The 22,935-nt window shown below is 34.9% G+C and carries 18 protein-coding genes and 3 tRNA genes; 10 read left to right on the forward strand and 11 right to left on the reverse strand.

Annotation, left to right across the window (positions count from 1 at the left end; all coding sequences use genetic code 11):
- Positions 1-76 precede the first annotated feature (76 nt).
- The 5 genes from BARBAKC583_RS02870 to gltX (BARBAKC583_RS02890) form a co-directional block, all read right to left on the reverse strand.
- Positions 77-784, reverse strand: coding sequence for an ABC transporter permease (locus BARBAKC583_RS02870; RefSeq protein WP_005766770.1), 708 nt, complete (start codon positions 782-784; stop codon positions 77-79).
- Positions 781-1,503, reverse strand: a complete 723-nt coding sequence (locus BARBAKC583_RS02875) for an ABC transporter permease (protein ID WP_005766771.1) — start codon at positions 1,501-1,503, stop codon at positions 781-783. The genes BARBAKC583_RS02870 and BARBAKC583_RS02875 overlap by 4 nt, the downstream gene beginning before the upstream one ends.
- 58 nt (positions 1,504-1,561) lie before the next feature.
- The gene (locus BARBAKC583_RS02880) at positions 1,562-2,329 is read right to left on the reverse strand and encodes a transporter substrate-binding domain-containing protein (protein WP_005766773.1); all 768 of its coding nucleotides are present in this window, start codon (positions 2,327-2,329) and stop codon (positions 1,562-1,564) included.
- A gap of 370 nt (positions 2,330-2,699) precedes the next feature.
- The gene (gene gltA, locus BARBAKC583_RS02885) at positions 2,700-3,992 is read right to left on the reverse strand and encodes a citrate synthase (protein WP_005766775.1); all 1,293 of its coding nucleotides are present in this window, start codon (positions 3,990-3,992) and stop codon (positions 2,700-2,702) included.
- 247 nt (positions 3,993-4,239) lie between these two features.
- Positions 4,240-5,670: a glutamate--tRNA ligase gene (gene gltX, locus BARBAKC583_RS02890; protein WP_005766777.1), complete on the reverse strand. Its 1,431-nt coding sequence runs from the start codon at positions 5,668-5,670 to the stop codon at positions 4,240-4,242.
- A 116-nt stretch (positions 5,671-5,786) separates the two neighbouring features.
- Between gltX (BARBAKC583_RS02890) and BARBAKC583_RS02895 the strand changes: the two genes are divergently transcribed.
- The 7 genes from BARBAKC583_RS02895 (at position 5,787) to gltX (BARBAKC583_RS02930) (ending at position 15,925) form a co-directional block, all read left to right on the forward strand.
- Positions 5,787-8,060, forward strand: coding sequence for a ComEC/Rec2 family competence protein (locus BARBAKC583_RS02895; protein WP_005766778.1), 2,274 nt, complete (start codon positions 5,787-5,789; stop codon positions 8,058-8,060).
- A gap of 358 nt (positions 8,061-8,418) precedes the next feature.
- The gene (rpiA, locus tag BARBAKC583_RS02900; protein WP_005766779.1) at positions 8,419-9,120 is read left to right on the forward strand and encodes a ribose-5-phosphate isomerase RpiA; all 702 of its coding nucleotides are present in this window, start codon (positions 8,419-8,421) and stop codon (positions 9,118-9,120) included.
- 61 nt (positions 9,121-9,181) lie between these two features.
- Positions 9,182-9,724, forward strand: coding sequence for a DUF2059 domain-containing protein (locus BARBAKC583_RS02910; protein WP_005766781.1), 543 nt, complete (start codon positions 9,182-9,184; stop codon positions 9,722-9,724).
- Between the two features lie 198 nt (positions 9,725-9,922).
- Positions 9,923-11,311, forward strand: coding sequence for a glutathione-disulfide reductase (gor, locus tag BARBAKC583_RS02915; RefSeq protein ID WP_035453077.1), 1,389 nt, complete (start codon positions 9,923-9,925; stop codon positions 11,309-11,311).
- A gap of 74 nt (positions 11,312-11,385) precedes the next feature.
- Positions 11,386-12,750, forward strand: a complete 1,365-nt coding sequence (locus tag BARBAKC583_RS02920) for a class II 3-deoxy-7-phosphoheptulonate synthase (protein ID WP_005766785.1) — start codon at positions 11,386-11,388, stop codon at positions 12,748-12,750.
- A 117-nt stretch (positions 12,751-12,867) separates the two neighbouring features.
- Positions 12,868-14,544 carry an NAD+ synthase gene (locus BARBAKC583_RS02925; RefSeq protein ID WP_005766787.1) on the forward strand — a complete coding sequence of 559 codons (1,677 nt, stop codon included), beginning with the start codon at positions 12,868-12,870 and terminating at the stop codon, positions 14,542-14,544.
- 10 nt (positions 14,545-14,554) lie between these two features.
- Positions 14,555-15,925: a glutamate--tRNA ligase gene (gene gltX / locus BARBAKC583_RS02930; protein ID WP_005766789.1), complete on the forward strand. Its 1,371-nt coding sequence runs from the start codon at positions 14,555-14,557 to the stop codon at positions 15,923-15,925.
- Positions 15,926-16,000: 75 nt separating this feature from the next.
- Here gltX (BARBAKC583_RS02930) and BARBAKC583_RS02935 read toward each other — a convergent pair whose 3' ends face one another.
- Both BARBAKC583_RS02935 and BARBAKC583_RS02940 read right to left on the reverse strand, forming a co-directional pair.
- Positions 16,001-17,389, reverse strand: a complete 1,389-nt coding sequence (locus tag BARBAKC583_RS02935; protein ID WP_005766791.1) for a DEAD/DEAH box helicase — start codon at positions 17,387-17,389, stop codon at positions 16,001-16,003.
- Between the two features lie 152 nt (positions 17,390-17,541).
- On the reverse strand, positions 17,542-18,315 hold the full coding sequence (locus tag BARBAKC583_RS02940; RefSeq protein ID WP_005766794.1) for an NAD kinase: 774 nt from the start codon (positions 18,313-18,315) through the stop codon (positions 17,542-17,544).
- Between the two features lie 248 nt (positions 18,316-18,563).
- On the opposite strand from BARBAKC583_RS02940, the gene BARBAKC583_RS02945 reads away from it, so the two are divergent.
- Positions 18,564-18,640: transfer RNA gene (locus tag BARBAKC583_RS02945), tRNA-Arg, on the forward strand.
- 376 nt (positions 18,641-19,016) lie between these two features.
- On the opposite strand, the gene BARBAKC583_RS02950 is transcribed toward BARBAKC583_RS02945, so the two are convergent.
- A tRNA-Val gene (locus tag BARBAKC583_RS02950) sits at positions 19,017-19,091 on the reverse strand.
- A gap of 94 nt (positions 19,092-19,185) precedes the next feature.
- Positions 19,186-19,548: a cell cycle two-component system response regulator CpdR gene (gene cpdR, locus BARBAKC583_RS02955; protein WP_005766798.1), complete on the reverse strand. Its 363-nt coding sequence runs from the start codon at positions 19,546-19,548 to the stop codon at positions 19,186-19,188.
- A gap of 733 nt (positions 19,549-20,281) precedes the next feature.
- On the opposite strand from cpdR, the gene BARBAKC583_RS02960 reads away from it, so the two are divergent.
- Positions 20,282-20,746 (forward strand): Hsp20 family protein, encoded by a 465-nt coding sequence (locus BARBAKC583_RS02960; RefSeq protein ID WP_005766800.1) that lies wholly within the window; start codon positions 20,282-20,284, stop codon positions 20,744-20,746.
- 215 nt (positions 20,747-20,961) lie between these two features.
- Here BARBAKC583_RS02960 and BARBAKC583_RS02965 read toward each other — a convergent pair.
- Positions 20,962-21,038, reverse strand: a tRNA-Pro gene (locus BARBAKC583_RS02965).
- Between the two features lie 512 nt (positions 21,039-21,550).
- Here BARBAKC583_RS02965 and BARBAKC583_RS02970 point away from each other — a divergent pair.
- Positions 21,551-21,910 (forward strand): iron-sulfur cluster assembly accessory protein, encoded by a 360-nt coding sequence (locus BARBAKC583_RS02970; RefSeq protein WP_005766814.1) that lies wholly within the window; start codon positions 21,551-21,553, stop codon positions 21,908-21,910.
- A 91-nt stretch (positions 21,911-22,001) separates the two neighbouring features.
- On the opposite strand, the gene BARBAKC583_RS02975 is transcribed toward BARBAKC583_RS02970, so the two are convergent.
- Positions 22,002-22,934: a lipid A biosynthesis lauroyl acyltransferase gene (locus BARBAKC583_RS02975; protein WP_280641459.1), complete on the reverse strand. Its 933-nt coding sequence runs from the start codon at positions 22,932-22,934 to the stop codon at positions 22,002-22,004.
- Position 22,935 lies beyond the last annotated feature (1 nt).

Here is a 22,935-nt window from a genome sequence, read left to right on the forward strand (position 1 = left end):
TTCGTTTTCTCATTGAGGGATTTAGTTATTAATTTAGTGCTTTAGCTTAGTGAAAAGTTTTTGTGATTATTCTTATTTATTGTAAATATCGCGTTAGGCGACGTTCAATAAGAATAATGAAACGATGAATGAGCTCAACGATAATAAGGTAAATAATAGCTGCCCAAATATAAACTTGAAAATCAAGCGTGCGCGCATAAAGTAGTTTAGCAATGCCCATTAAATCATAGATAGTTATGAGTGAAGCAATAGCACTAGATTTCATAATTAAAGTAAACTCATTGCCTAAAGGGCGTAATGCTAAAATCATCGCTTGCGGAAGAATAACTTTAAAAAATTTTGTAGAACTATGTAGCCCTAAAGCCTTTGATGCTTCATGTTGTCCAATTTTTACCGATGAAAAACTTCCTATAAAGATTATAGTTTGATAGGCTGCAGAATTAAGTGCAAAAATAAAAATACAGCAATACCACGCATTTTGAAAAAACCACCATAATCCAATTTTTTCCCAAAAATCTCTTATTGACCCGAGGCCATAGTAAAAGAGAAATAGTTGCGCTAATAGGGGAGAGCTACGGAAAAAATAAGTGTAAGTCTGTGCTGAATATTTTAAAAGCTCATTTTTTGATAAATGGCCAAGCGTAATGGGTATGCTTAGCAAAAAGCCAATGAAAAAAGAAATAGAAACGAGTTCAAGAGTGACAATAAGGCCATCAAGAAATTTTAGGCCATAACTATCTAAAAGTTCAGGATTGAAAAGAAAATAAAGCCATTCAGGAATCATAGGGAAGATACCTTTTGACAATTTTCTTGAGTATATATTTCTAAATAGCGTAAAATTAAAGAAGAAAATGCTGAAAATAATAGATAAAGTAAGCACGCTACAAGATAAAACAGCATAGGTTTACCGGTTGCAGAAACTGCTAAATTTGTTTGTCGCATAAGATCAACAAGTGAAATTGTTGAAACAAGAGATGTATCTTTGAGTAATGTGAGCCAATTATTAGAAAGTCCTGGTAAAGCATTACGGATCAATTGAGGAAAGACAATTCTAAAAAATGTTGTAGAGCTTGAAAAGCCTAGAGCCTTAGCTGCTTCATATTGGCCTTTATTAAAGACTTTAAGTGCACTAATCCATATTTCACAAGAAAAAGCTGCGAAAACCATACTCAATGCAAGAACACTGGCAATAAAAGCATTAATACTGAATGTCATTTCAATCTTTAAATAATCAAGTACAGTTTGAATAAGGCTTTGCAAGCCATGATAAACAAGAAATAGGATTAAAAGTTCTGGAAGACCACGGAATATTGCTGAAAATGAAGTCGCTATAATTTTTGCTATCCTAATATTAGATTGAGTCATCATGGCATTGAGAAGTCCTAAAGGAAGCCCTAAAAGAACACAACACACAGCCAATGATAATGTCATTCCTGCACTTAATAGTATAACTACACCCCATCCCCCATTGCTAAAGGATAGCAATGCTAAATTTTCAATCATCTGCAAACTCATATAAAGATTTAATAATTACTCGCTGAAAATATGATTTTTTCATTTTTCAATTCATGTCAATATTATAACTATCTGATTTAAAATATTTTTTTATAATTTTTTCATATGTTCCATCTGCATGAATTTCTTCTATAGCTTGATTAAACTTATTTTTAAGATTTTCATTTTTTTTTCGTATAGCAATTGCAACAGGGAGTTTTGTATTCTCAATGACTCCTAAAAATTTACAGCATTCTTCTCCTTCATTTTTAAGCCAGTTTAATATTTGTAACTTATCAGTAATACTTACATCAAGGCGATGACTTATAAGATCGCGATTGACTTCTATTGCTGTGGGATAGAGTTTAATGTTCGCTCCTTTAGAAGCATAATTATCTTCTGCATATATAGCTTGTACAGTATTTGACTGTACACCAAGGTTTTTTCCTTTAAATGCCTCTGTTGAAATTTTTTCGATGTTTGAATCTTTAGTAACAATGACTGCTAATTCCGTACTATAATAAGCATTTGTGAAATCTATTTTTTTTAGCCGCTCTTGTGTAGGATTCAATGATGCTATGATAGCGTCATATTTTTTAGCAAGGAGACCAGGAATAATTCCATCAAAGTCCTGGGCGATAATAACGCATTCAACTTTCATTTTCTCGCAAAGTGCATAAGATATATCAATATCAAAACCATGGAGTTTATTGTTTGAGTCAATATAACTAAAAGGAGGGTAAGAGCCTTCGCTGGCAATTTTCAGTGTCTCGGCATTAGCCCATTGGGTAAACAACGCTACACTTGCTATGAGAGCTATTACCAATGATTTCATTATATTCTCCTACAGGATATACAGAAAAATATCCGAATGTCCTTATAATTTAGAAGATTTGTTAAGAGCAGTGAAAAAACACAAAATCTTCCATCGTTTCCATCAGTATTAAGCATGATAAAACAAGTTATGGATAAATATATTACTGATTATTATAATGTAAATAATTTATTAAAGATATTAATGTCTACTATTTTTTACAAAAATTTATTCATGAAAATATTGTTTTTGTAAGAAAATTTCTTGAATCAAAGCTTTTTGAAATATTTTTATGTTCATGCTATTCGACCAATTTTAAAATATTCAAACAATAAAGCCCCAATAACAAGAAATAAAGTCATAATAAATTGGGGCTTTATTGTTTGTTACTTTATAGGCGATTATCTATAGAGATATATTCACGTGCAGTAGGACCTGTGTAAAGTTGGCGTGGTCGGCCAATTTTTTGCTCTGGATCTTCAATCATTTCTTTCCATTGTGCAACCCAACCAACACTGCGTGCTAATGCGAAGAGAACAGTAAACATTTCCGTAGGGAATCCTAAAGCTTTTAATGTAATACCAGAATAGAAGTCGACATTAGGATAGAGCTTTTTGTTAATGAAATATTCATCATTCAGAGCGATGTGCTCAAGCTCCATCGCTATATCAAAAAGTGGGTTATCTTGAATGTTGAGCTCTTTTAAAACTTCATGGCAGGTTTTCTGCATAATCTTTGCACGTGGATCATAATTTTTGTAGACTCTGTGGCCGAAGCCCATAAGACGAAAAGGATCATTTTTATCTTTTGCACGCGCAATAAATTGAGGAATTTTTTTAACAGAGCCTATCTCTTGTAGCATTTTTAGACATGCTTCATTAGCTCCACCATGAGCTGGCCCCCAAAGGCATGCAACACCTGCTGCAATACATGCAAACGGATTAGCTCCTGATGAACCTGCAAGGCGTACTGTTGATGTAGATGCATTTTGTTCATGATCTGCATGAAGAGTAAAAATTCGATCCATAGCTCGAGCAATAACAGGGCTAATTTTGTATTCTTCACAAGGAACAGAGAAGCACATATGAAGGAAATTTGTAGCGTAATTAAGGTCATTACGTGGATAAACAAAAGGTTGCCCAATACTGTATTTATATGCCATAGCAGCAAGAGTTGGAACCTTTGAGATAAGACGAATGGAGGCAATCATTCTCTGTTGAGGATCTGTAATATTAATAGAGTCATGATAGAATGCAGACATAGCACCAAGACAAGCGACCATAACAGCCATAGGATGAGAATCGCGACGAAATCCGTGGAAGAAGCGTGCAAATTGTTCATGCACCATTGTATGCTGCATAATACAGCGATCAAAATCTATTTTTTGTTGTTTGTTTGGGAGCTCACCATAAAGCAAAAGATAGCATGTTTCAAGAAAATCTCCGTTTTCAGCTAGCTGATCAATAGAATAGCCGTGGTAAAGCAGTACGCCTTCATCTCCATCGATATAAGTAATTTTCGATTCACAAGAAGCTGTTGAAGTAAAGCCAGGATCATAAGTGAAAGTGTCAGTTTCTTTATAGAGAGAAGCAATCTCAATGACATCAGGACCAATAGTTCCTTTACGTACTGGCAATTCTATTTTTTTATCATTGATGATAATATATGCTTTATTCTCAGGCATGAGATGTTCCTTTCAGATCCTTTATCCTTTATCTTTTAAATTATTAAGATATCGGGTTTATCAGATAGGGAGGTGTATAGTTGAAGCTTTTCTTAATTATGTTTAGATTAAATCAACCATAAAAGTTAGTTTATGTAATTTAAAGGTATTTTTTCAGTTTTACAAAAAATATCTTTAGTTTTTTTAAAGACAAAAACAAATCTTGATTTACTTTTAGGTATCTGTAATTTATAATTCGCTGCGCAGTTTATGAGCACTTGGTTGTATTGATTTGCTGATTAATACGGTTGAGAGATTCATTTCGTCCTAACAAAACAAGAACGTCAAAAACACCTGGTGATGTTGCGCGTCCTGTAAGCGCTGCTCGAAGAGGTTGAGCAATGGTTCCGAATTTAAGTTCTTGTTTTTGCGCATAATGTCGTAAAGCTTCATCGAGTGTATTTGTATCCCAATATGAGCAAGATTCAAGAATAGGGTAGATGCTTTTTAGGATGGCTTGACCATCTTCATTTAAGAGCATTTTTGCTTTTTCATCAAGTAATAACGGTTGTTTTGTAAAGATAAAGGATGCACCGTCAATAAGTTCAAGAAGTGTTTTAGAACGTTCTTTTATATGGGGTATTGCGGCTAGAAATTGGGCACGGTGTTTTTTATCAAGCTTGTCTATTATTTCTAAACCGCTTTCAATTTCTGGTAAAATGCTCAAAGTGGAATCAAAAAGATCCTGATCAGTGCTCATACGTATATAGTGTCCATTGATGGCATTCAATTTTTTGAAATCAAGACGAGCAGCACCTTTATTAATATCATCAATATCAAACCAAGAAATCATATCTTCGGTTGAGATGATTTCATCATTACCATGGCTCCAACCTAAGCGAACAAGATAATTGCGCAAAGCAGCAGGAAGATATCCCATTGCTCGGTAAGCATCGACACCTAGTGCTCCATGTCGCTTTGACAATTTTGCACCATCTTCACCATGGATAAGTGGAATATGTGCCATAACAGGGATTTTCCACCCCATTGCATTAAAGATAATTGTTTGGCGTGCTGCATTTGTGAGATGATCATCACCACGAATGATATGCGTGATTCCCATATCATGATCGTCAACAACAACAGCAAGCATGTAGGTTGGAGTACCATCGGAACGTAAAATAATAAAATCATCTAAGTCTTTATTCGGAAAAAGAACATCACCTTGAACGCGATCGCGCACAATTGTTGCTCCCTCTTTGGGTGCTTTGATGCGAATGACAGGTTTTATACCTTTAGGAGCTTCAGAAATATCACGATCACGCCAATGTCCATCATAATGTGGTGGGCGACCTTCTGCACGTGCACTTTCTCGCATTTCAGCTAATTCTTCAGGTGATGCATAACAATAATAAGCTTTACCATCTTTGACTAATTGTTCTGCAACTTCACGATGACGTTCTGTTCGCTCAAATTGCGAAATAGGATCTCCATCATAGCTAAGTCCTATCCAATGCAAGCCATTTATGATTGCTTTAACAGCGGCATCTGTCGAGCGTTCTCGGTCTGTATCTTCAATGCGTAAAAGCATTTTTCCACCATGATGTTTTGCATAAAGCCAATTAAAGAGAGCAGTGCGGGCTCCACCAATATGAAGAAAGCCTGTGGGTGATGGTGCAAAACGGGTAATGACAGACACGGATATTATCCTCTACACTAAGATTGTTATTTATAGAACTTGTATCAGGGAATTATGTTAGCATAGCTGATAAGATGTGCAATAGTAGCATTGCAGGTTAAGGTGGGGATTTGCGAATGCTCGATCCAAATAAAATTAATGATGATCTATCAATAGGAAATTTCTCAAAAAAGGGAAATTTTATCCTATCGCAACGAGGTTATCCTTCTATTATTGATGGTTCCAATAATGCTACTTATAACGAGAAAAAACTTTCTTTATTCAATATTTTAAGAGACTTCATAATTCTTGTTTGGCAGTGGCTGATAGAGTGCATAAAAAAAGAAATTTCTTTTGGTCTGCTCTTTTTATTGATTTTAGTGTTCTCTACTACAGGTGTTATCTTTTATTTCAGTTTAGACCAAGAGCCAAATTGGGAGCAATTCGTTGTATTGATCATTTCATTTCTTGGAATATTATATATTTTACGTTGTTATAGGGGAATATGGCTTGTCGTTGGGTTTTTATTTTGTGTTTTATTAGGTGCTTTAGCGGCAAAAATAGAAACATGGCGTATGTCTACGCCAATGTTGAGCAATAATGTTTCCACTACATTAACTGGGCGCATTGTTTCTATTGAAACGATGGAAAAAGGGGAATTTCGTTTAATTGTAGATGTTTTAAAAACAAAAAATCCAACTTTACATTATGGGCCTGATCGTGTTCGTTTAGTTGCAAGACATTTGCCTGATGGATCAGTTCCCGGTGATGGCTTGTACGGTAAAGTAAGACTTCGTGCTTTATCCGGACCTGTACGTCCAGGAAGTTATGATTTTAGTTTTCATAATTATTTTAATAGAATTGGTGCTCAAGGAACTTATTTCGGGAAACCGATCAAAATATCAGTTTCTCAACCTGATACTATATTGGGTATGGCATCACAGAAAATTGAAAATCTGCGAATGAAGATGACGCAAAGAATTCGTACAAAAATTAGTGGAGAAGAAGGTAGTGTTGCTGCTGCTTTAATAACAGGACAACGGGGGGCTATTTCGAGTGATACTAATGAAGCATTGCGTATGTCTGGATTAGCCCATATCTTGTCAATATCAGGTTTACATATGGCTCTACTTAGCGGCATGGTTATTATTGTTATTCGTAGTTTTTTTGCGTTATTTCCAGTCTTTTCATCCTATTATTCGACTAAGAAATTTTCTGTTATCGTTGCGTTAATAATTACAGCTTTTTATTTGATTTTGTCTGGCGCAGCTGTCGCAGCACAAAGAAGTTTTGTGATGGTTGCAGTGATGTTGATTGCTGTATTATGCAACCGTTCTGGTGTGACAATGCGTAATTTTGCTATTGCTGGTTTGGCCATTGTGGTTGTTGTTCCGCATGAAATATTAGGCCCCAGTTTTCAGATGTCATTTTCAGCAACTATAGCTTTAATTGCTGCTTTTGAGTGGTGGAGCAAAAGGCACTCTTCTGACAGGAGAAAAATAACACCATCTCATGTTGGAGGAAAGATAGTTCGTTTTGCTTTCTTATCATTTTCTTCAACTTGTTCATCTTCTCTTATAGCAGGGCTTGCTAGTGGAATTTATGCTGCTTATCATTTTACAAATGTAGCACCTTTCAGTATTATAAGTAATGCTTTGGCTCTACCTATTGTATCAATTTTGGTGATGCCTTTTGGATTGATAGCAGCATTTGCGATGCTTTTGGAATTTGAATGGTTGCCATTACAAATTATGGGTTTTGGTATCAGTCTTGTAACAAAAATTGCTTATTCTATCACAGCTATTTCTCCAGTTATTAATCCTGGATTTATACCATTATCTACGTTGATTTTATTAAGTTTAGGTTTAGTTGGACTGACTTTTTTCAAAACATCTCTGAGATTCTTTTTTATTATTTTTATTTTTATAGGTATTTGGGTTTACGTAATGCGTTCACCTGTGCAATTAATCATAGCAGATAATATGAACCTTGTTGGTATTATAAATGAGAAAATATTGTATGCTGATCGTTCACGTGTTTCCAAATTTACGAAATCTGTATGGGAAAAATCATTCTATATAAACGAAACCATTAAACCAACAAAAATTGGTCCTGCGCTGAACGGACAATTTGTTTGTGATGATAATATTTGTACAGCCTTATTAGAAAATGGATTAAAAGTTGTTGTGTTATATAAAGAAACGGATCAATGTATCAAATCAGATGTTATAATTCAGACATCTATAATGCACGATAAAACATGCAATGATGTTGCAGGAATAGTATTTACGCCTCAGCAACTTTTATCACGAGGTAGTGTTATGATGATGAAAAACAAAGATATTATCTGGTATTATACAGCTTTTCATCGACCATGGAATGTCCATAGACAAAAATTACAAAATCTATAAATTGATTGTATCAAGCTAATATAGCTATAATTTTTTCACTTAATTTATGAAATTTACTAAAGATTACAGATAATTAATTGCAATATTTTTGATAACTGGTTTATAAATTTACAAAAATCATGACCCTACAATAAAATGATAAATTTCGAAAATAAGATCTAAATTTAAACTGTCTATCAAATTGTGTAAACGCAAACAGGTTCAAAAATACTGCATTTTATTATTAATATATTTCTATGGTAGCTAATATTTTTGAGCCAGAGGGTTAAATAAGTTTATGAAAAATTAATAAGGTAATAGATTTTTTTATTATCAATTCGTAACGAATATGGATGATTTATAAAAGAAAGAATGATTCATGAATGCCCAAGAATTGAAAAAGGTGGCGGCTGCTAAAGCACTTGAGTTTGTTCAAGATGGTATGCGTCTCGGTATAGGGTCGGGTTCTACAGCTAATGAATTTATTCGCCTTCTTGGTGAACGTGTTGCAAATGGTTTGCATGTTATCGGCGTTGCTACTTCACATTATTCCGAACAATTATGTCGTCAAGTTGGGGTACCTGTCACTACTTTAGAACAAATTCCTGAGCTTGATCTTGATATTGATGGGGCAGATGAGATTGGTCCTAATATGACCTTAATTAAAGGGGGTGGTGGGGCGTTGCTACGTGAAAAAATTGTTGCTGCAGCATCTCATGAAATGCTTATTATTGCTGACGAAACAAAAGTAGTCAAAACACTTGGTGCTTTTGCACTACCAATTGCAGTCAATCAGTTTGGTCTGAGTGTTACACGCAGTGCTATCGAAAAAATGGCTAAAGGTTTAGGTCTTTCAGGAAAAGTGACGTTAAGAATGAATGGGGATAATCCTTTTAAGACGGATGATGGCCATTTTATTTTTGATGCATCTTGGGGGCATATTGTTCAACCAAAACTTTTATCAAATGCACTATTTGAGATCCCTGGTGTTATTGAACACGGACTTTTTGTGGGATTAGCGTCGCGTTCAATTATAGCGATGGCAGATGGTCAAATAAAAATTTTAGAGAAAAAATGTTGAGAATTTTAATAAAGTAACAAATATGAGTTACAATAATTAATAATTATGGAGTAATCATTGAATGAAAAATATATTTTCTCTCCAGCACTTTGTCACATCGTTTGGTGCAATTGCTATCTTGGTTGTCAATATTGGGCTGGTTCATGCACGAGATGTCAGTGATCAGCACTTAGATGCCGCTAAAAAAATGATTAAAGCCGTTCATGCAACTGATCAGTTTGATAGTTTTTTACCAATTGCTGCACGTGATCTCAAAAATGAATTGATAGGAAATGATCCACATTTAGCAACAACTATTTCTGATATTGTTGATAAGCAGGCACTTGCTTTAGCTAAACGGCGCGCTGATTTAGAGAAAGAAATTGCTCATGTCTATGTAAAGCATTTTAGTCAAGAAGAACTTGATAAGATCACAATATTTTATAATTCTGATGCTGGTAAAAAATTTTTAAAGGAAGTTCCGAGTATTGCGCGTGATTCTTATGCTGTGTTCGATATGTGGCGTTCCTCTATCGTAAAAGATCTTATGAAAAATGTTGAAGGTGAAATGTCTAAAACACTTAATTTAGATAAGTCTGCTACTCCTATGAAATTACCTCTTTAGGTAGGTACTAAGTAGGTTCATCAATTTTATTTTTAGTAAAAGTCTTCTTTCATTAAATAAACGGTAGTAAAATTATCGTTTTAATGGAACAGACATTTTTGAGTATTTAAGCTGTTTATGCGAAAAAAATAAGGAATTTTATTTGCTGATAAATAGTCGATAGTTTAACAATCTAGACGCACAGGAGAGGGATAATTTGTGATGTCTTTTGATTTTGATTTATTCGTTATTGGAGGCGGGTCTGGTGGGGTGCGTGCTGCCCGTCTTGCGGGAGCACTAGGTAAGCGCGTTGCTATAGCAGAAGAATATCGCATAGGGGGAACTTGTGTTATTCGCGGTTGTGTTCCCAAAAAACTATTCGTTTATGCATCACAATATGCACAAGAATTTAGTGACAGTGCTGGTTTTGGCTGGAAATGTGCAGATCCAATTTTTGACTGGCAAAAGTTGGTTGCAGCCAAAGATAAAGAAATATCAAGGTTAGAAGAACTTTATCGCAAGATATTAAAAAATAATAATGTTCATATTTATGAAAGTCGCGTTGTCTTTATTGACGAACACACGTTAGAGCTTACTGCAACAGGTGAGCGGATAAGAGCAAAAAAGATCTTAATTGCAACAGGAGCAAAAGTTGCGCCAAATACAGTTGTAGGTAGCGATTTATGTCTTACTTCTAATGAGATTTTTGATCTTAAAAAATTACCTAAATCAATAATAATCATTGGCGGTGGTTATATTGGTGTGGAATTTTCCAATATTTTTCATGAATTAGGAGTGCAAACAACATTGCTTCATCGTGGTGATTTAATTCTAAGTGGCTTTGATTATGATTTACGGCATTTGTTAAGTGATGCAATGATTCAAAAGGGGATTTCTGTTGTCTATGGTGCGGCAGTTTCTCAGGTTAAAGTTGAATCTAAATCCTATAATGTTACTTTGGCGAATGGACAAACGATCACTGCTGATCAGGTTATGTGGGCTACAGGGCGTGTGCCTAATACAAAAGGTTTAGGACTTGAACAAGCAGGGGTTAAGCTTAATAGTGCTGGTGCGGTTATTGTTGATGAAAAAATGATGACAAATGTCCCTCATATCTGGGCTATTGGCGATGTAACAGGCCATCTGCAATTAACGCCTGTTGCTATTCATGAAGCAATGTGTTTCATTAATACTACATTTAAGAATACTCCAACTGTGCCTGATTATGATTTAATTTCGGTAGCTGTTTTTTCACAGCCAGAGATTGGAACAGTTGGCCTTTCAGAAGAAAATGCAATACGCTGTTATAAGCGTGTTGAAATTTATCGCACATTGTTTCGTCCTATGCGTAATATTCTTTCCGGTAATTCGGAAAAGATGTTTATGAAACTTGTTGTTGATGGTGAAAGTCGTATTGTTGTTGGTGCGCATATTTTGGGAGCAGGTGCTAGTGAAATGATACAGCTTATAGGAATATCTCTCAAAGGAAAACTGACAAAAGATGTATTCGATGAGACTATGGCATTGCATCCAACCGCAGCAGAAGAATTGGTAACAATGTATGAACCAAGCTATGTATACGAAAACGGAAAAAAATTGGAAAATTAGAGGAAGGTGCTTGTAGTGAATAATAAGGCTTTCATGCTATATAAATTGCATGGGTAAGCTTTAGAGAGAATACCATGAGAGAGAAATGGACACCTGAGTCTTGGAGAACAAAGCCAATTAAGCAAGTTCCAACTTATCCAGATAAGTTTTTATTAGCGAATATTGAAAAAAAGCTATGTGGATATCCCCCTTTGGTTTTTGTGAATGAAGTCCGTGATTTAAAAAATGAATTAGCAGCTGTTGCAGAAGGAAAAGCTTTTTTATTGCAAGGGGGGGATTGTGCAGAGAGCTTTGCGGAGCATGAAGCTGGTCGTATTCGTGATTTTTTTCGTGTATTTTTGCAGATGGCTTTAGTTTTAACTTTTGGAAGTTCTAAGCGAGTTATTAAAACTGGTCGTATTGCTGGTCAATTTGCAAAACCACGCTCCTCTGATATGGAAAAAAAGGAAAACGATGAGCTTCCTGCTTATCAGGGTGATATTATTAATGATATTGAATTTAGTAAATCTTCTCGTACGCCTGATCCCCGACGAATGTCTATCGTCTACCATCAGTCGATGGTAACGCTTAATTTGTTACGAGCTTTTGTACAAAATGGCTATGCTAATTTAGAAAATATTCATAAATGGATCGTGAATTTTATTGCTAATAATCTACAAAGTGAGCGTTATGAATTATTGGCAAAACGTGTTTTTGAATCAATCGATTTTATGCATTCAATAAATATTTCAGAAAAAATGAATGATGCGTTATGCCAAACACCTCTTTATACAAGTCATGAAGCACTTTTACTTGGTTATGAAGAGGCTTTAACTCGGATTGATCCCACTTCTGGGGATTGGTACGCGACATCTGGTCATATGTTGTGGATTGGTGATCGTACACGCCAACTTGATCATGCGCATGTTGAATATTGTCGTGGTATTAAAAATCCTGTTGGATTGAAGTGTGGTCCTTCACTTAATCCTGATGAGCTTTTGAAATTAATTGATATTCTTAATCCTGAGAATGAATCAGGTCGGCTTACTCTCATCATTCGTTTAGGGCATGATAAAGTAGAAACCTATCTTCCTCAATTGATTCGTATTGTTGAGCGTGAAAAGCGTAAAGTTGTATGGTCTTGTGATCCAATGCATGGCAATACAATCATTGCCAATGGTTATAAAACTCGTTTTTTTGATCATATTTTCAAGGAAATTGAGAATTTTTTTTCAATACATTGGGAAGAAGGAACGTATCCAGGAGGTATTCATATCGAGATGACAGGTCGTCATGTAACTGAGTGTATAGGTGGTGCACAGGCCATTTCAATAGACGATCTTTTTGATCGTTATCAGACTTATTGTGATCCACGATTAAACGCCAATCAGGCATTAGAATTATCTTTTCTTGTTGCTGAACTTATCAAAAAAAATCGTGATACTAATCAATTGATATAGCAAATATTTTAAGAAAAATCATACAACATTATCTATTTTAGGTATTTATAGGATTAAGTGCTTTTAAAGAAAAGAAATGATTGAAATTGAGCTTACGACTACGCTAAGTTGATGATGATGGCAAAAGAGTTGATAAAAGATGACTTTCGGATTGCAGTTGCTCAATTAAATCCCATTGTAGGTGATATTGAGGGGAATTTTGTTCTTGCTAAAATGGCACATCAGAAAGCTCAACAACAGGGTGCTGATCTTGTTTTATTGACTGAGCTTTTTATAAGCGCTTATCCGCCAGAAGATCTTGTACTTAAGCCTGCTTTCACAAAAGCCTGTGAAAATGCAATTAAGAAATTAGCAAAGGTTACAAAGGAAGGACCAGGTATTATTATTGGTGCTCCGATAAAGCGTGGTGATGCTATTTATAATGGTGTTGTACTGCTCGATAATGGGCAGGTCATTGCTGAATACTTAAAGTTTGATTTGCCTAATTATCTTGAATTTGATGAAAAAAGAGTATTTTCTCCTGGTCCGAGTCCTGAGCCTATTGTTTATCGTGGGATAACATTGGGAATTGTTGTTTGTGAGGATATTTGGAACGATTCCTCGATTTGTACGGAGTTTCGTAATAAAGGAGCTGAATTCATTCTCGTTTCTAACGGGTCTCCTTACTGTCATAATAAAATATTAAAACGTATGAGTATTGTTCGTGCGCGAGCTATTCAAGCTGGTGTGCCGGTTATTTATGCTAATCAAGTTGGCGGTCAGGATGAATTAATTTTTGATGGAGGTTCTTTTGCACTGAATGAGCAAGGCACGGTGGCATTTCAAATGAAACATTTTGAAAGCCATATCGCTGTAAGTCATTGGCAAAGAAAATCGATTGGATGGCAATGTGTTTCTGGTCCAAATGAAAAACTTTTAGGTGGGTTAGCTGCCGATTACCATGCTTGTGTTTTAGGTTTAAGAGATTACGTCAATAAGAACGGTTTTAAAGATGTAATTCTTGGTCTTTCAGGAGGAATTGATTCAGCGCTTTGTGCAGCAATAGCAACAGATGCTCTTGGAGCGGAAAGGGTTCGCGCTATAATGATGCCTTACCATTATACATCAGAGGAGTCACTGAAAGATGCTAAAGATTGTGCACATTTTTTAAATTGTCATTATGAAATAATACCAATTGTTCAACCTGTCGAAAATTTTTTAAGTATAATCGCACCTATTTTTTCAGGGCTGCCTTCTGATGTTACAGAAGAAAATCTGCAAAGTCGTGTACGTGGCACTATTTTAATGGCTCTTTCAAATAAATTCGGTTCAATGGTTATTACAACAGGAAATAAGTCAGAAATGGCAGTTGGATATGCAACACTTTATGGCGATATGAATGGTGGTTTTAATCCCATTAAAGATATTTATAAAATGCAAGTTTATGCATTAGCTGAGTGGCGCAATAAAAATCACTTGCTAAATTTTTTAGGAGCAGAAGGGGTTGTTATCCCTCCAAATATTATAAAGAAAGCGCCTTCTGCAGAGTTGCGAGAAAATCAAAAGGATGAAGATTCTCTTCCCCCTTATCCTATTTTAGATGATATTTTGCAGTCTCTCGTAGAAAATGACATGAGTGTTGATGAGATCGTTAAATGTGGTCATTTACGAGAAACTGTTGAGAAAGTAGAACACCTTCTTTATGTAGCTGAGCATAAAAGGCGACAGTCTGCACCTGGTATCAAAATCAGTTCTAAAAATTTCGGACGCGACCGTCGTTACCCTATTACAAATTATTTTCGTGATAAAAGTTGAGCATTATTCTATGATAAAAGTTCGTTTTGCCCCATCTCCAACAGGTTATATTCATATTGGGAATACTCGTATTGCATTATTTAATTGGCTTTATGCACAGGCAAATAATGGGACATTTATTTTGCGCTATGATGATACAGATCTTGAACGCTCCAAACAAGAATATATCGACGGTATTATGACCGATCTTGAGTGGCTTGATATTAAACCGGATGAAATTCATCATCAATCTAAACGGTTTAGTCGATATGATAAGGTTGCGGAAACACTAAAGGAACGTGGTCTTCTTTATCCTTGTTATGAAACGGTAGAAGAATTAGGTAGACACCGCAAGATTCAACTTTCACGCAAATTACCTCCTGTATATGACCGTAGGGCGCTAAAATTAACAAAAGAAGATAAGAGATTATTGGAATCTCAAGGCCGTAAACCTCATTGGCGTTTTCTTTTACCTAATTTTGAAAGTAATCCATTTCAAATTAAGAGAACAGAAATTTCTTGGGATGATATTGTAAAAGGAAAGCAAACAATAGATCTGGCTTCTATTTCGGATCCTGTTTTAATTCGTGAAGATGGAAGCTACCTTTATACGCTACCTTCTGTGATTGATGATATAGATATGGCCATTACACATATCATTCGTGGCGAGGACCACATTACTAACACAGGTGCACAAATTACTATTTTTGAAGCTCTGAATGCAAAATTACCAGCCTTTGGCCACATTAATTTATTAACTACGGTTTCAGGGCAAGGGCTTTCAAAACGTAACAGTGATCTTTCTATTTGCTCTTTAAGGGAAGAAGGATTTGAATCTATGGCTGTTCGGTGTCTTTCTGTTTTAACTGGAACATCGAAGAATATAGAAGCTCACCGTGATCAAAAAGCACTTTTAGAGCATTTTAGTCTTCAGAATACGTCAAAATCAGCTGCAAAATTTGATATCACTGATCTAATTTCTTTGAATAGTCATTTTGTTCATGAATTGACCTATGAGGAAGTGAAAACAAGACTTGAAAAACTTTCTATTTGTGGAGAAAAGGCAGAATATTTTTGGAATACGATAAGAGATAATATTGATAAGGTAAATGACGCAGCTTTATGGTGGGAAATTATTCATAGTGATCAGAGCTTTGATGCTGTTTCATTTGAAGATCGCGCATTTTTACAACAGTCTGTTGATCTGTTACCTGAGGGGAGTTTAAATGATGAAAGCTGGAAAATTTGGACAACGGCATTAAAAGAAAAAACAGATCGTAAGGGAAAGGCTTTGTTTATGTCATTGCGTTTGGCCTTAACTGGAAGGCAACATGGTCCTGAAATGGGAAAGCTTTTACCGCTCTTAGGGCGCGAAAAGATAATCAATAGATTGACCATTTGATGCGAAAAAACTTTAAAATCCATCAACACAACAAAGTATTTTGTTGATTTTTTTTATTTCAAATGGCTCTTTTGTTCAAGAACGAGTTTTTACGAGCATAAATGCTGGAATATCAGCGCCAAATGCAAGAATAGGAGAAGTTTTTTCTTTTTGAGAATGGTGTTTATCAGAAGAAGTCGCTTTATTGTTAGTCTTTTTCACGCAAATTTCTGCATTGTCTTTTGGCATTTTGATAGCATTTTTTTGAATATTTTTCTTTGGTGATTTTGTTGACTTGGTTTTTAAGCTGATGTCATTTACTTCATCATTGATCAAAGTAGATAGATCTCCATCAAGCCATTCAATGTTTTCTTTGCTTATTTTTTCAATAGCACTAATATATTTCTGGTCATTTTTTGTAACAATTGTAAAAGCTTTGCCACTACGTTTTGCACGTCCTGTGCGACCAATTCGGTGAATATAGTCTTCAGCATGTGTAGGGACGTCATAATTGAAGACATGGCTTACATCCGGAATATCAAGCCCGCGGGCGGCAACATCAGAAGCAACTAGAAGCGTGAGTTTATTTTCTTTAAAATCAGCCAGTGTATTCATACGTGAATGTTGATCCATATCACCATGAAGTACACCTACACTAAAATTATATTTGACGAGTGACCTGAAAAGTTCAGAAATATCTTTTTTCCGGTTGCAAAAAACAATAGCATTTTTAAGCTCTTTGTTTTCATCGTGGATAAGTTTTCGTAAAACAGCTCTCTTATGCCACGCTTTACTTCCTGATTTAACAAGCCGCTGCGTAATTGTTCTAGCAGTTGAGGATTCTTTGGTAATTTCAACACATACAGGTGAATGTAAAAATTGCTCTGTTAATTTTATAATTTCTGGTGCCATTGTTGCTGAGAAGAACAATGTCTGGCGCGTAAAGGGCGTCAATTTACAGATACGTTCAATATCAGGGATAAAGCCCATATCCAACATACGATCAGCTTCGTCGATAACAAGAATTTCAACACCCATTAAGAGTAATGTGCCACGCTCAAAATGGTCAAGAAGCCGCCCTGGTGTAGCGATAAGAACATCAGCGCCTCGTTCAAGTTTGCGGTCTTGATGGTCAAAAGAAACACCACCAATTAAAAGAGCGACATTTAAACGGTGATTTATGCCGTATTTATCAAAATTTTCCTTAACTTGAGCCGCAAGCTCTCGTGTTGGTTCTAGTATGAGAGTACGGGGCATTCTAGCTTTTGCACGGCCTTTTTCAAGTAATGTAAGCATAGGAAGAACAAATGAAGCGGTTTTACCAGTACCTGTTTGAGCAATTCCTAAAACGTCTTTGTGTTGAAGCACATGAGGAATCGTCTCGCTCTGAATAGGGGTTGGAGCCGTATATCCTGCTAATTGAACAGCTTTAATAACCTTTGCAGAGAGGCCTAAATTGTCAAAATTGTTTAAAGGTGGTGTCATTTCTTCTATCGATTACTCTTCTGAATTTTAGTTTCATTAGCTAATACAACAAAGCTCAACCATTTCATATCATCGAGGATGGGGTAAGGTGGATTGATAAAAAAGTCAACTATAACTGTTTTATCTATATATAGATAGAATGATAAAAATAATTAATAGCGAAATTGTTCTGATAAAATGCGCTCATCCCATGAATGGTTAGGATCAAAAAGTATAGAGACTGTTATGTCTGTAGCAGATGAAATAGTAACTGAGTGAACAGATTTGACTTCAACATTGTCAGCAGCAGCATTCACAGGGCGTTTATCAAATTCGAGCATATCAAAGCGTACTGTCGCTGTATCAGGGAGTAATGCGCCACGCCAGTATCGTGGACGAAAAGGGCTGACAGGGGTAAGCGCCATAAGAGGAGCCATGAGAGGTAAAATAGGACCTTGTACTGATAAATTGTATGCAGTGGATCCTGCTGGTGTAGCAACAAGGATGCCATCACAACTTAATTGTTCAATGCGTACTTTATCATCAACACTGATACGAATTTTAGCAGCTTGATAGGACTGACGGAATAAGGATACTTCGTTAATTGCAAGTGCTTCAATATGCTCTTTACATTCTGATTTTGCAATCATGCGTAGGGGATGAATGTTTTTTTTATGTGCTGCAGCAATACGATTTGGCAATTTTTTTTCATGAAACTTATTCATAAGAAACCCTACTGAACCTCGATTCATACCATAAATAGGTTTTTGGGTATTCATAACATTTCTCACTGTTTGTAACATTGTTCCATCGCCACCAATTGCAACAATTATATCAGTTTCTTCAAGAGAAGAGTGACCATAGATAGAAATTAATTTATTAGTGGCTTTGATAGCCTCTTCAGTTTCAGAAGAAATGAAATGAAAGCGACTGGGTAATGGAGTCATTAAAAATTATCCTGATATTCACGACCTATTTTAAAAATTTAAAAGCTTTATATAAGGGCTATTTTTTCAAAAAGAAGAATTTTATAAATTAATCTGTTTAAAGAAAAAGTATTTTGGTTAAAAAGAGTTCATAATTGTATGAACAAGTATTCCTTTTACAATTTTTGGTCAGAATGACAATTCATCATTGAAGCTGGGAGCATGATCAGTTAATAAAAAGTCTAAAGCTGATTTAATCATAATTTTAAGCACCCGTAGCTCAGCTGGATAGAGCGCTGCCCTCCGAAGGCAGAGGTCACAGATTCGAATTCTGTCGGGTGCACCAAATTTTCAATTTATTTTTATATAGACGATATTTAGAGAACTATTTTTACCTTTTGTAAAAAAAAATCAGCAATAATTCAGGTCTTTAACATTTTAAAGAATCACTTTGTCTATGGCGTTCTCTTAGTATTTTAGCTCCTTTATTAAGATATTTAAAAAGACGAAAAGTTTCTATGGTTGCTCGAAGAAGATTTTAATAAACTGCCTTACGAGATATGAGTAATAAACTGGGAGGATTCAGGTAAAGAGCGAACATATTTCAAATAAATCTTAAAAAACTCGCGAAGGTCAAGTTAGAAAATTATATCCTTTTCCTTGATCATGCTGCTCTTTATCTTAAGAAAGATCAAAAAATATCAAGTATTACAAAAATCGAATGGTGGGCGTGACAGGGATTGAACCTGTGACCTCTACGATGTCAACGTAGTGCTCTCCCGCTGAGCTACACGCCCATCAATGATGTGCATACAGCATATAGAATTCTAAAGGTCAATGCCTGATTTCATTTTTTATTTGATCAAGTATGGATAATTTAATAGGCTCACTTTAAGCAGCTATAAGTATTTTCCCAATTTCATTAACTAATTCGCGTAAATGAAATGGTTTAGAAAGCACTTTAGCATCAGGAAGAGTATCATTATTTGAATTTAATGCAACTGCTGCAAAGCCTGTAATAAACATAACACGCAAATCAGGGTCAATTTCGGTAGCACGTCGTGCAAGCTCAATTCCATCCATTTCTGGCATTACAATATCAGTCAGCAAAAGAGAAAATGGCTTTTCTTGTAAACATTCATATGCACTAGCACCATTATCGAAATCAACAACTTCATAGCCTGCACGTTCCAACGCTTTTACTAGAAAGCGGCGCATATCGTTATCATCTTCCGCTAGCAAAATTCGTTTCATGACTATATCCAATTGCTCCGTATATCAGAGTTTTTTTATATATTAACGTTATACATCATAGATGTATTTATAAAAAAAAATTATAAAATACTTATAATGAAAATGAGTAGAAAAATGGTTAATTCTCACATCTATGCAAATATACGAATATTATTTTCGTAATTGAGTTCAATAAAGATGTGCGTAATGCTTTGAAAATAGGGATCAGAATTGAATATTTTGAGCTTTTTTGTCATTCCAAATTTGAAAAAGTTTTAAGTTTTTATCATGTGATTAAATTGTGGATTTGTTAAAAGATTTTATATTATTTGACTATGAATAATTAAATGCAGTCTAAAAATTATTTTCAATAAAGATGTATCATCGCAAAAGGAATTTTGTGATTGGTGGCTATTAAAATTCGCTGCTATGAACATTTAGAAGAGAAGAATTTCGTCTTTAGAGTGAAGAGATATCTATAATTAATATCTCTGACGTATATTTTACAAGTTAGTTCAATCTCAAAAAAGAACTTATATTCATCATAAAAGTGATCAAGGATTAGGAAACAAACCTCTTATTTTATATTTTCTTATATATTAAAATACAAAAAAGAGTTGAAATAGGAAAGATTAATTACCAGATAAATACTACGGTTGCCATGATGGGACCGTTAGTTTTCTAAGCAGGCCTGCCATTCGGAGGCTGCGTAGATCGATTATAGATTATAGCTGCTCTAAAGGAGGGCAATATTATGCGCCAAGTAGATTTTTCACCCTTTTATCGTTCAACTGTAGGATTTGATCATCTTTTTAATTGGTTTGATTCCAGAGTACAGCCAAATGATGTTTCTTCTTATCCACCGTATAATATTGAGCGTTTAAGTGAGGATTCATATCGGATTTCTATGGCTGTTGCTGGTTTTTCTTTAAATGAAATAGATATTGAAATACATTGTAATCAGCTAACCATTAAAGGTGAAAAAATGCTTGAAAATGAAGATGATGGACGAGAATTTCTTTATCGAGGCATTGCTTCACGTGCTTTTGAACGGCGTTTTCATTTGGCTGATCATGTTAAAGTCATTGGAGCGGAATTAAGCGATGGGCTTTTGCATATTCAACTCAAAAGAGAAATGCCAGCTGAATTAAAACCAAAGAAGATCGCTATACAGGCATCATCCTCTATTGCTAAAAACAGTTTAGATAAAACAGTTTAAAAATTGGAATTACTGAATAATTGTCTCTTTCTAAGATTTTTAATACGCGGGGCAAAAGTCTCGCGTTTTTTAATATTTCTCATTGAAAGAAAATTATTTACGTAAAAAATAGCTATAAACTGTTTTGTGGTAATCAGGAGAGGATAGCCTGAAAATAATAAAATATTTAACGATCGGTTTATTTTCTATAGTTTGATGTAATAATTTAAGAAAAATGGTCGGAACGGCGGGATTCGAACCCACGACCCCTTGACCCCCAGTCAAGTGCGCTACCAGGCTGCGCTACGCTCCGAATAGTTCAGAACGACTAAACGACTGTTTCTTTAAAGGCAAGAGAAAAATAAATCGAATAAAATCGCTAAAATATTTTCTTTTCTATTTTTGAAAAACAAAAAAGGATTTGTATTTTAGTCTTTTTTGATTGAATTAAGGTAAGTTAGTCAAATTTTAATCTCAAGCGATTGTTAATTGCATAAATTTTATATTTTTATTAATTATTTAAATTTTGTAATTTTAGATTAATTAATTTTACTATTATATTGATAACATAAAGAAAAATAAAATATTTTTATTCATTTATCGATGATTTTTTAAAGAATAGACTTGTATTGTCAATATAGTGATGAGAATATGCTGTAAAAATCTGTAATTAATGCATTTCTATAATCCAATATATTCGTGTTTTATAAAAGGAAAAATAAAAATATTCGATTTATACTTGTTATTTTATTTTTAATGTAGAGAATGAATGGAATCTCGTTACAAATTCATTGAGAATGTTTATTTTGCAAGAGAAGAGGAATGATGAGCCGTTGTTTAGTAATAAGTTTGACAGAAGCCGCAATAAATCGAGTCAAAAATATTATGGAGACAAAAGATGCTCATGGTATTCTTATCGGTGTTAAAAAGGGGGGGTGCGCAGGGATGGAATATACAATTACCCTTGTAAAAGAAGAGGTACGTGATACGAGTGCGGATATTGTTGAAATTAATGGTGCTCGCGTTTTTATCGCACGCGATGCGGTATTATTTTTATTAGGAACGCAGCTTGATTATGAAGAGACAGCGTTGCGTTCTGGCTTTATATTTAATAATCCTAATCAAATTTCAGCATGCGGGTGTGGTGAATCAGTAGAAATTCGTCCTATTTCACAAAACAGTTAAATGAAGCTCATTAAGTTTGAGAGAAGCTTCGCTTTTGCAAAATATTTTTTGGTATCAATATTTTGCTTTTTCTGTAATTGCTAAGCGTAAGTTATTCGTCCCAACGTTTATGAAACCACATCCATTGTTCAGGGTATTCACACACCCAAGATTCGACGATATCATTTAGTTTTTGCACAGAAGCATTTATATCAACTTCGTTTTTCTCATTAAGTGGAAGTTCTATACGTTCATATAATTCTAAACGATAGCGTCCTCCAGCTAAGCGAATACAACGTGCAGGATAAATGTCACATTCATATTGCCGAGCAAGTTTTATAATTAGAGGATTGGTTTTAACAGGGCGATCAAAAAATGTTCCAGAAATACCTCGACGGAATTTTTGATCAATAAGCATACCAACATTTTTTTCTTGTGCTAATTGTTCTGCTAATGCCAAAGCTGCACCGGCTTGGGATGGTACAAGATGCCCCATGGAAGTTTGTCGAGCTTTAAGAACTCGTTTTGCAATATAGGGGTTATTAGGTGGTCTAAATAATACTGTGATATTAAGATCGAAACTCTGTGCACATACAGGAAGAAGTTCAAAATTTCCAGTATGAGCTGTGAAGAAAATATGTGGTTTTTTTTCATCTTTTAATCGTTGGAATATCTCAGCGCCAACGACTTCAACTACACTTAGTTGGTCGGCTTTGGGATCAAAATCAAAAATTTTATCAAGAAAAACATATTCAGCTAGAAGCCTCCCCATATTTTTCCACATTTCTATAGCTATTTTATGGAGTTCTTGTTCTGTTTTTTCTGGGTATGCAGCTTTAAGGTTTGCAAGTGCAATTTGATGACGAGAAACAAGAGGACCGAGTATTGTTGCTAACCAAGAAAAAAAAGATAACCCAACTTTTGCAGGAAGATATCGTAGAACCGCTAAAAAACCGATTAGTAGGTATGACCATAATAAATCAAAAGATTTTTTTATAATTATTTTAATATGATACATAAAAAGTTTAATATAAAACTTTATCATA

Source organism: Bartonella bacilliformis KC583 (genome assembly GCF_000015445.1).
Taxonomy (GTDB): Bacteria; Pseudomonadota; Alphaproteobacteria; order Rhizobiales; family Rhizobiaceae; genus Bartonella; species Bartonella bacilliformis.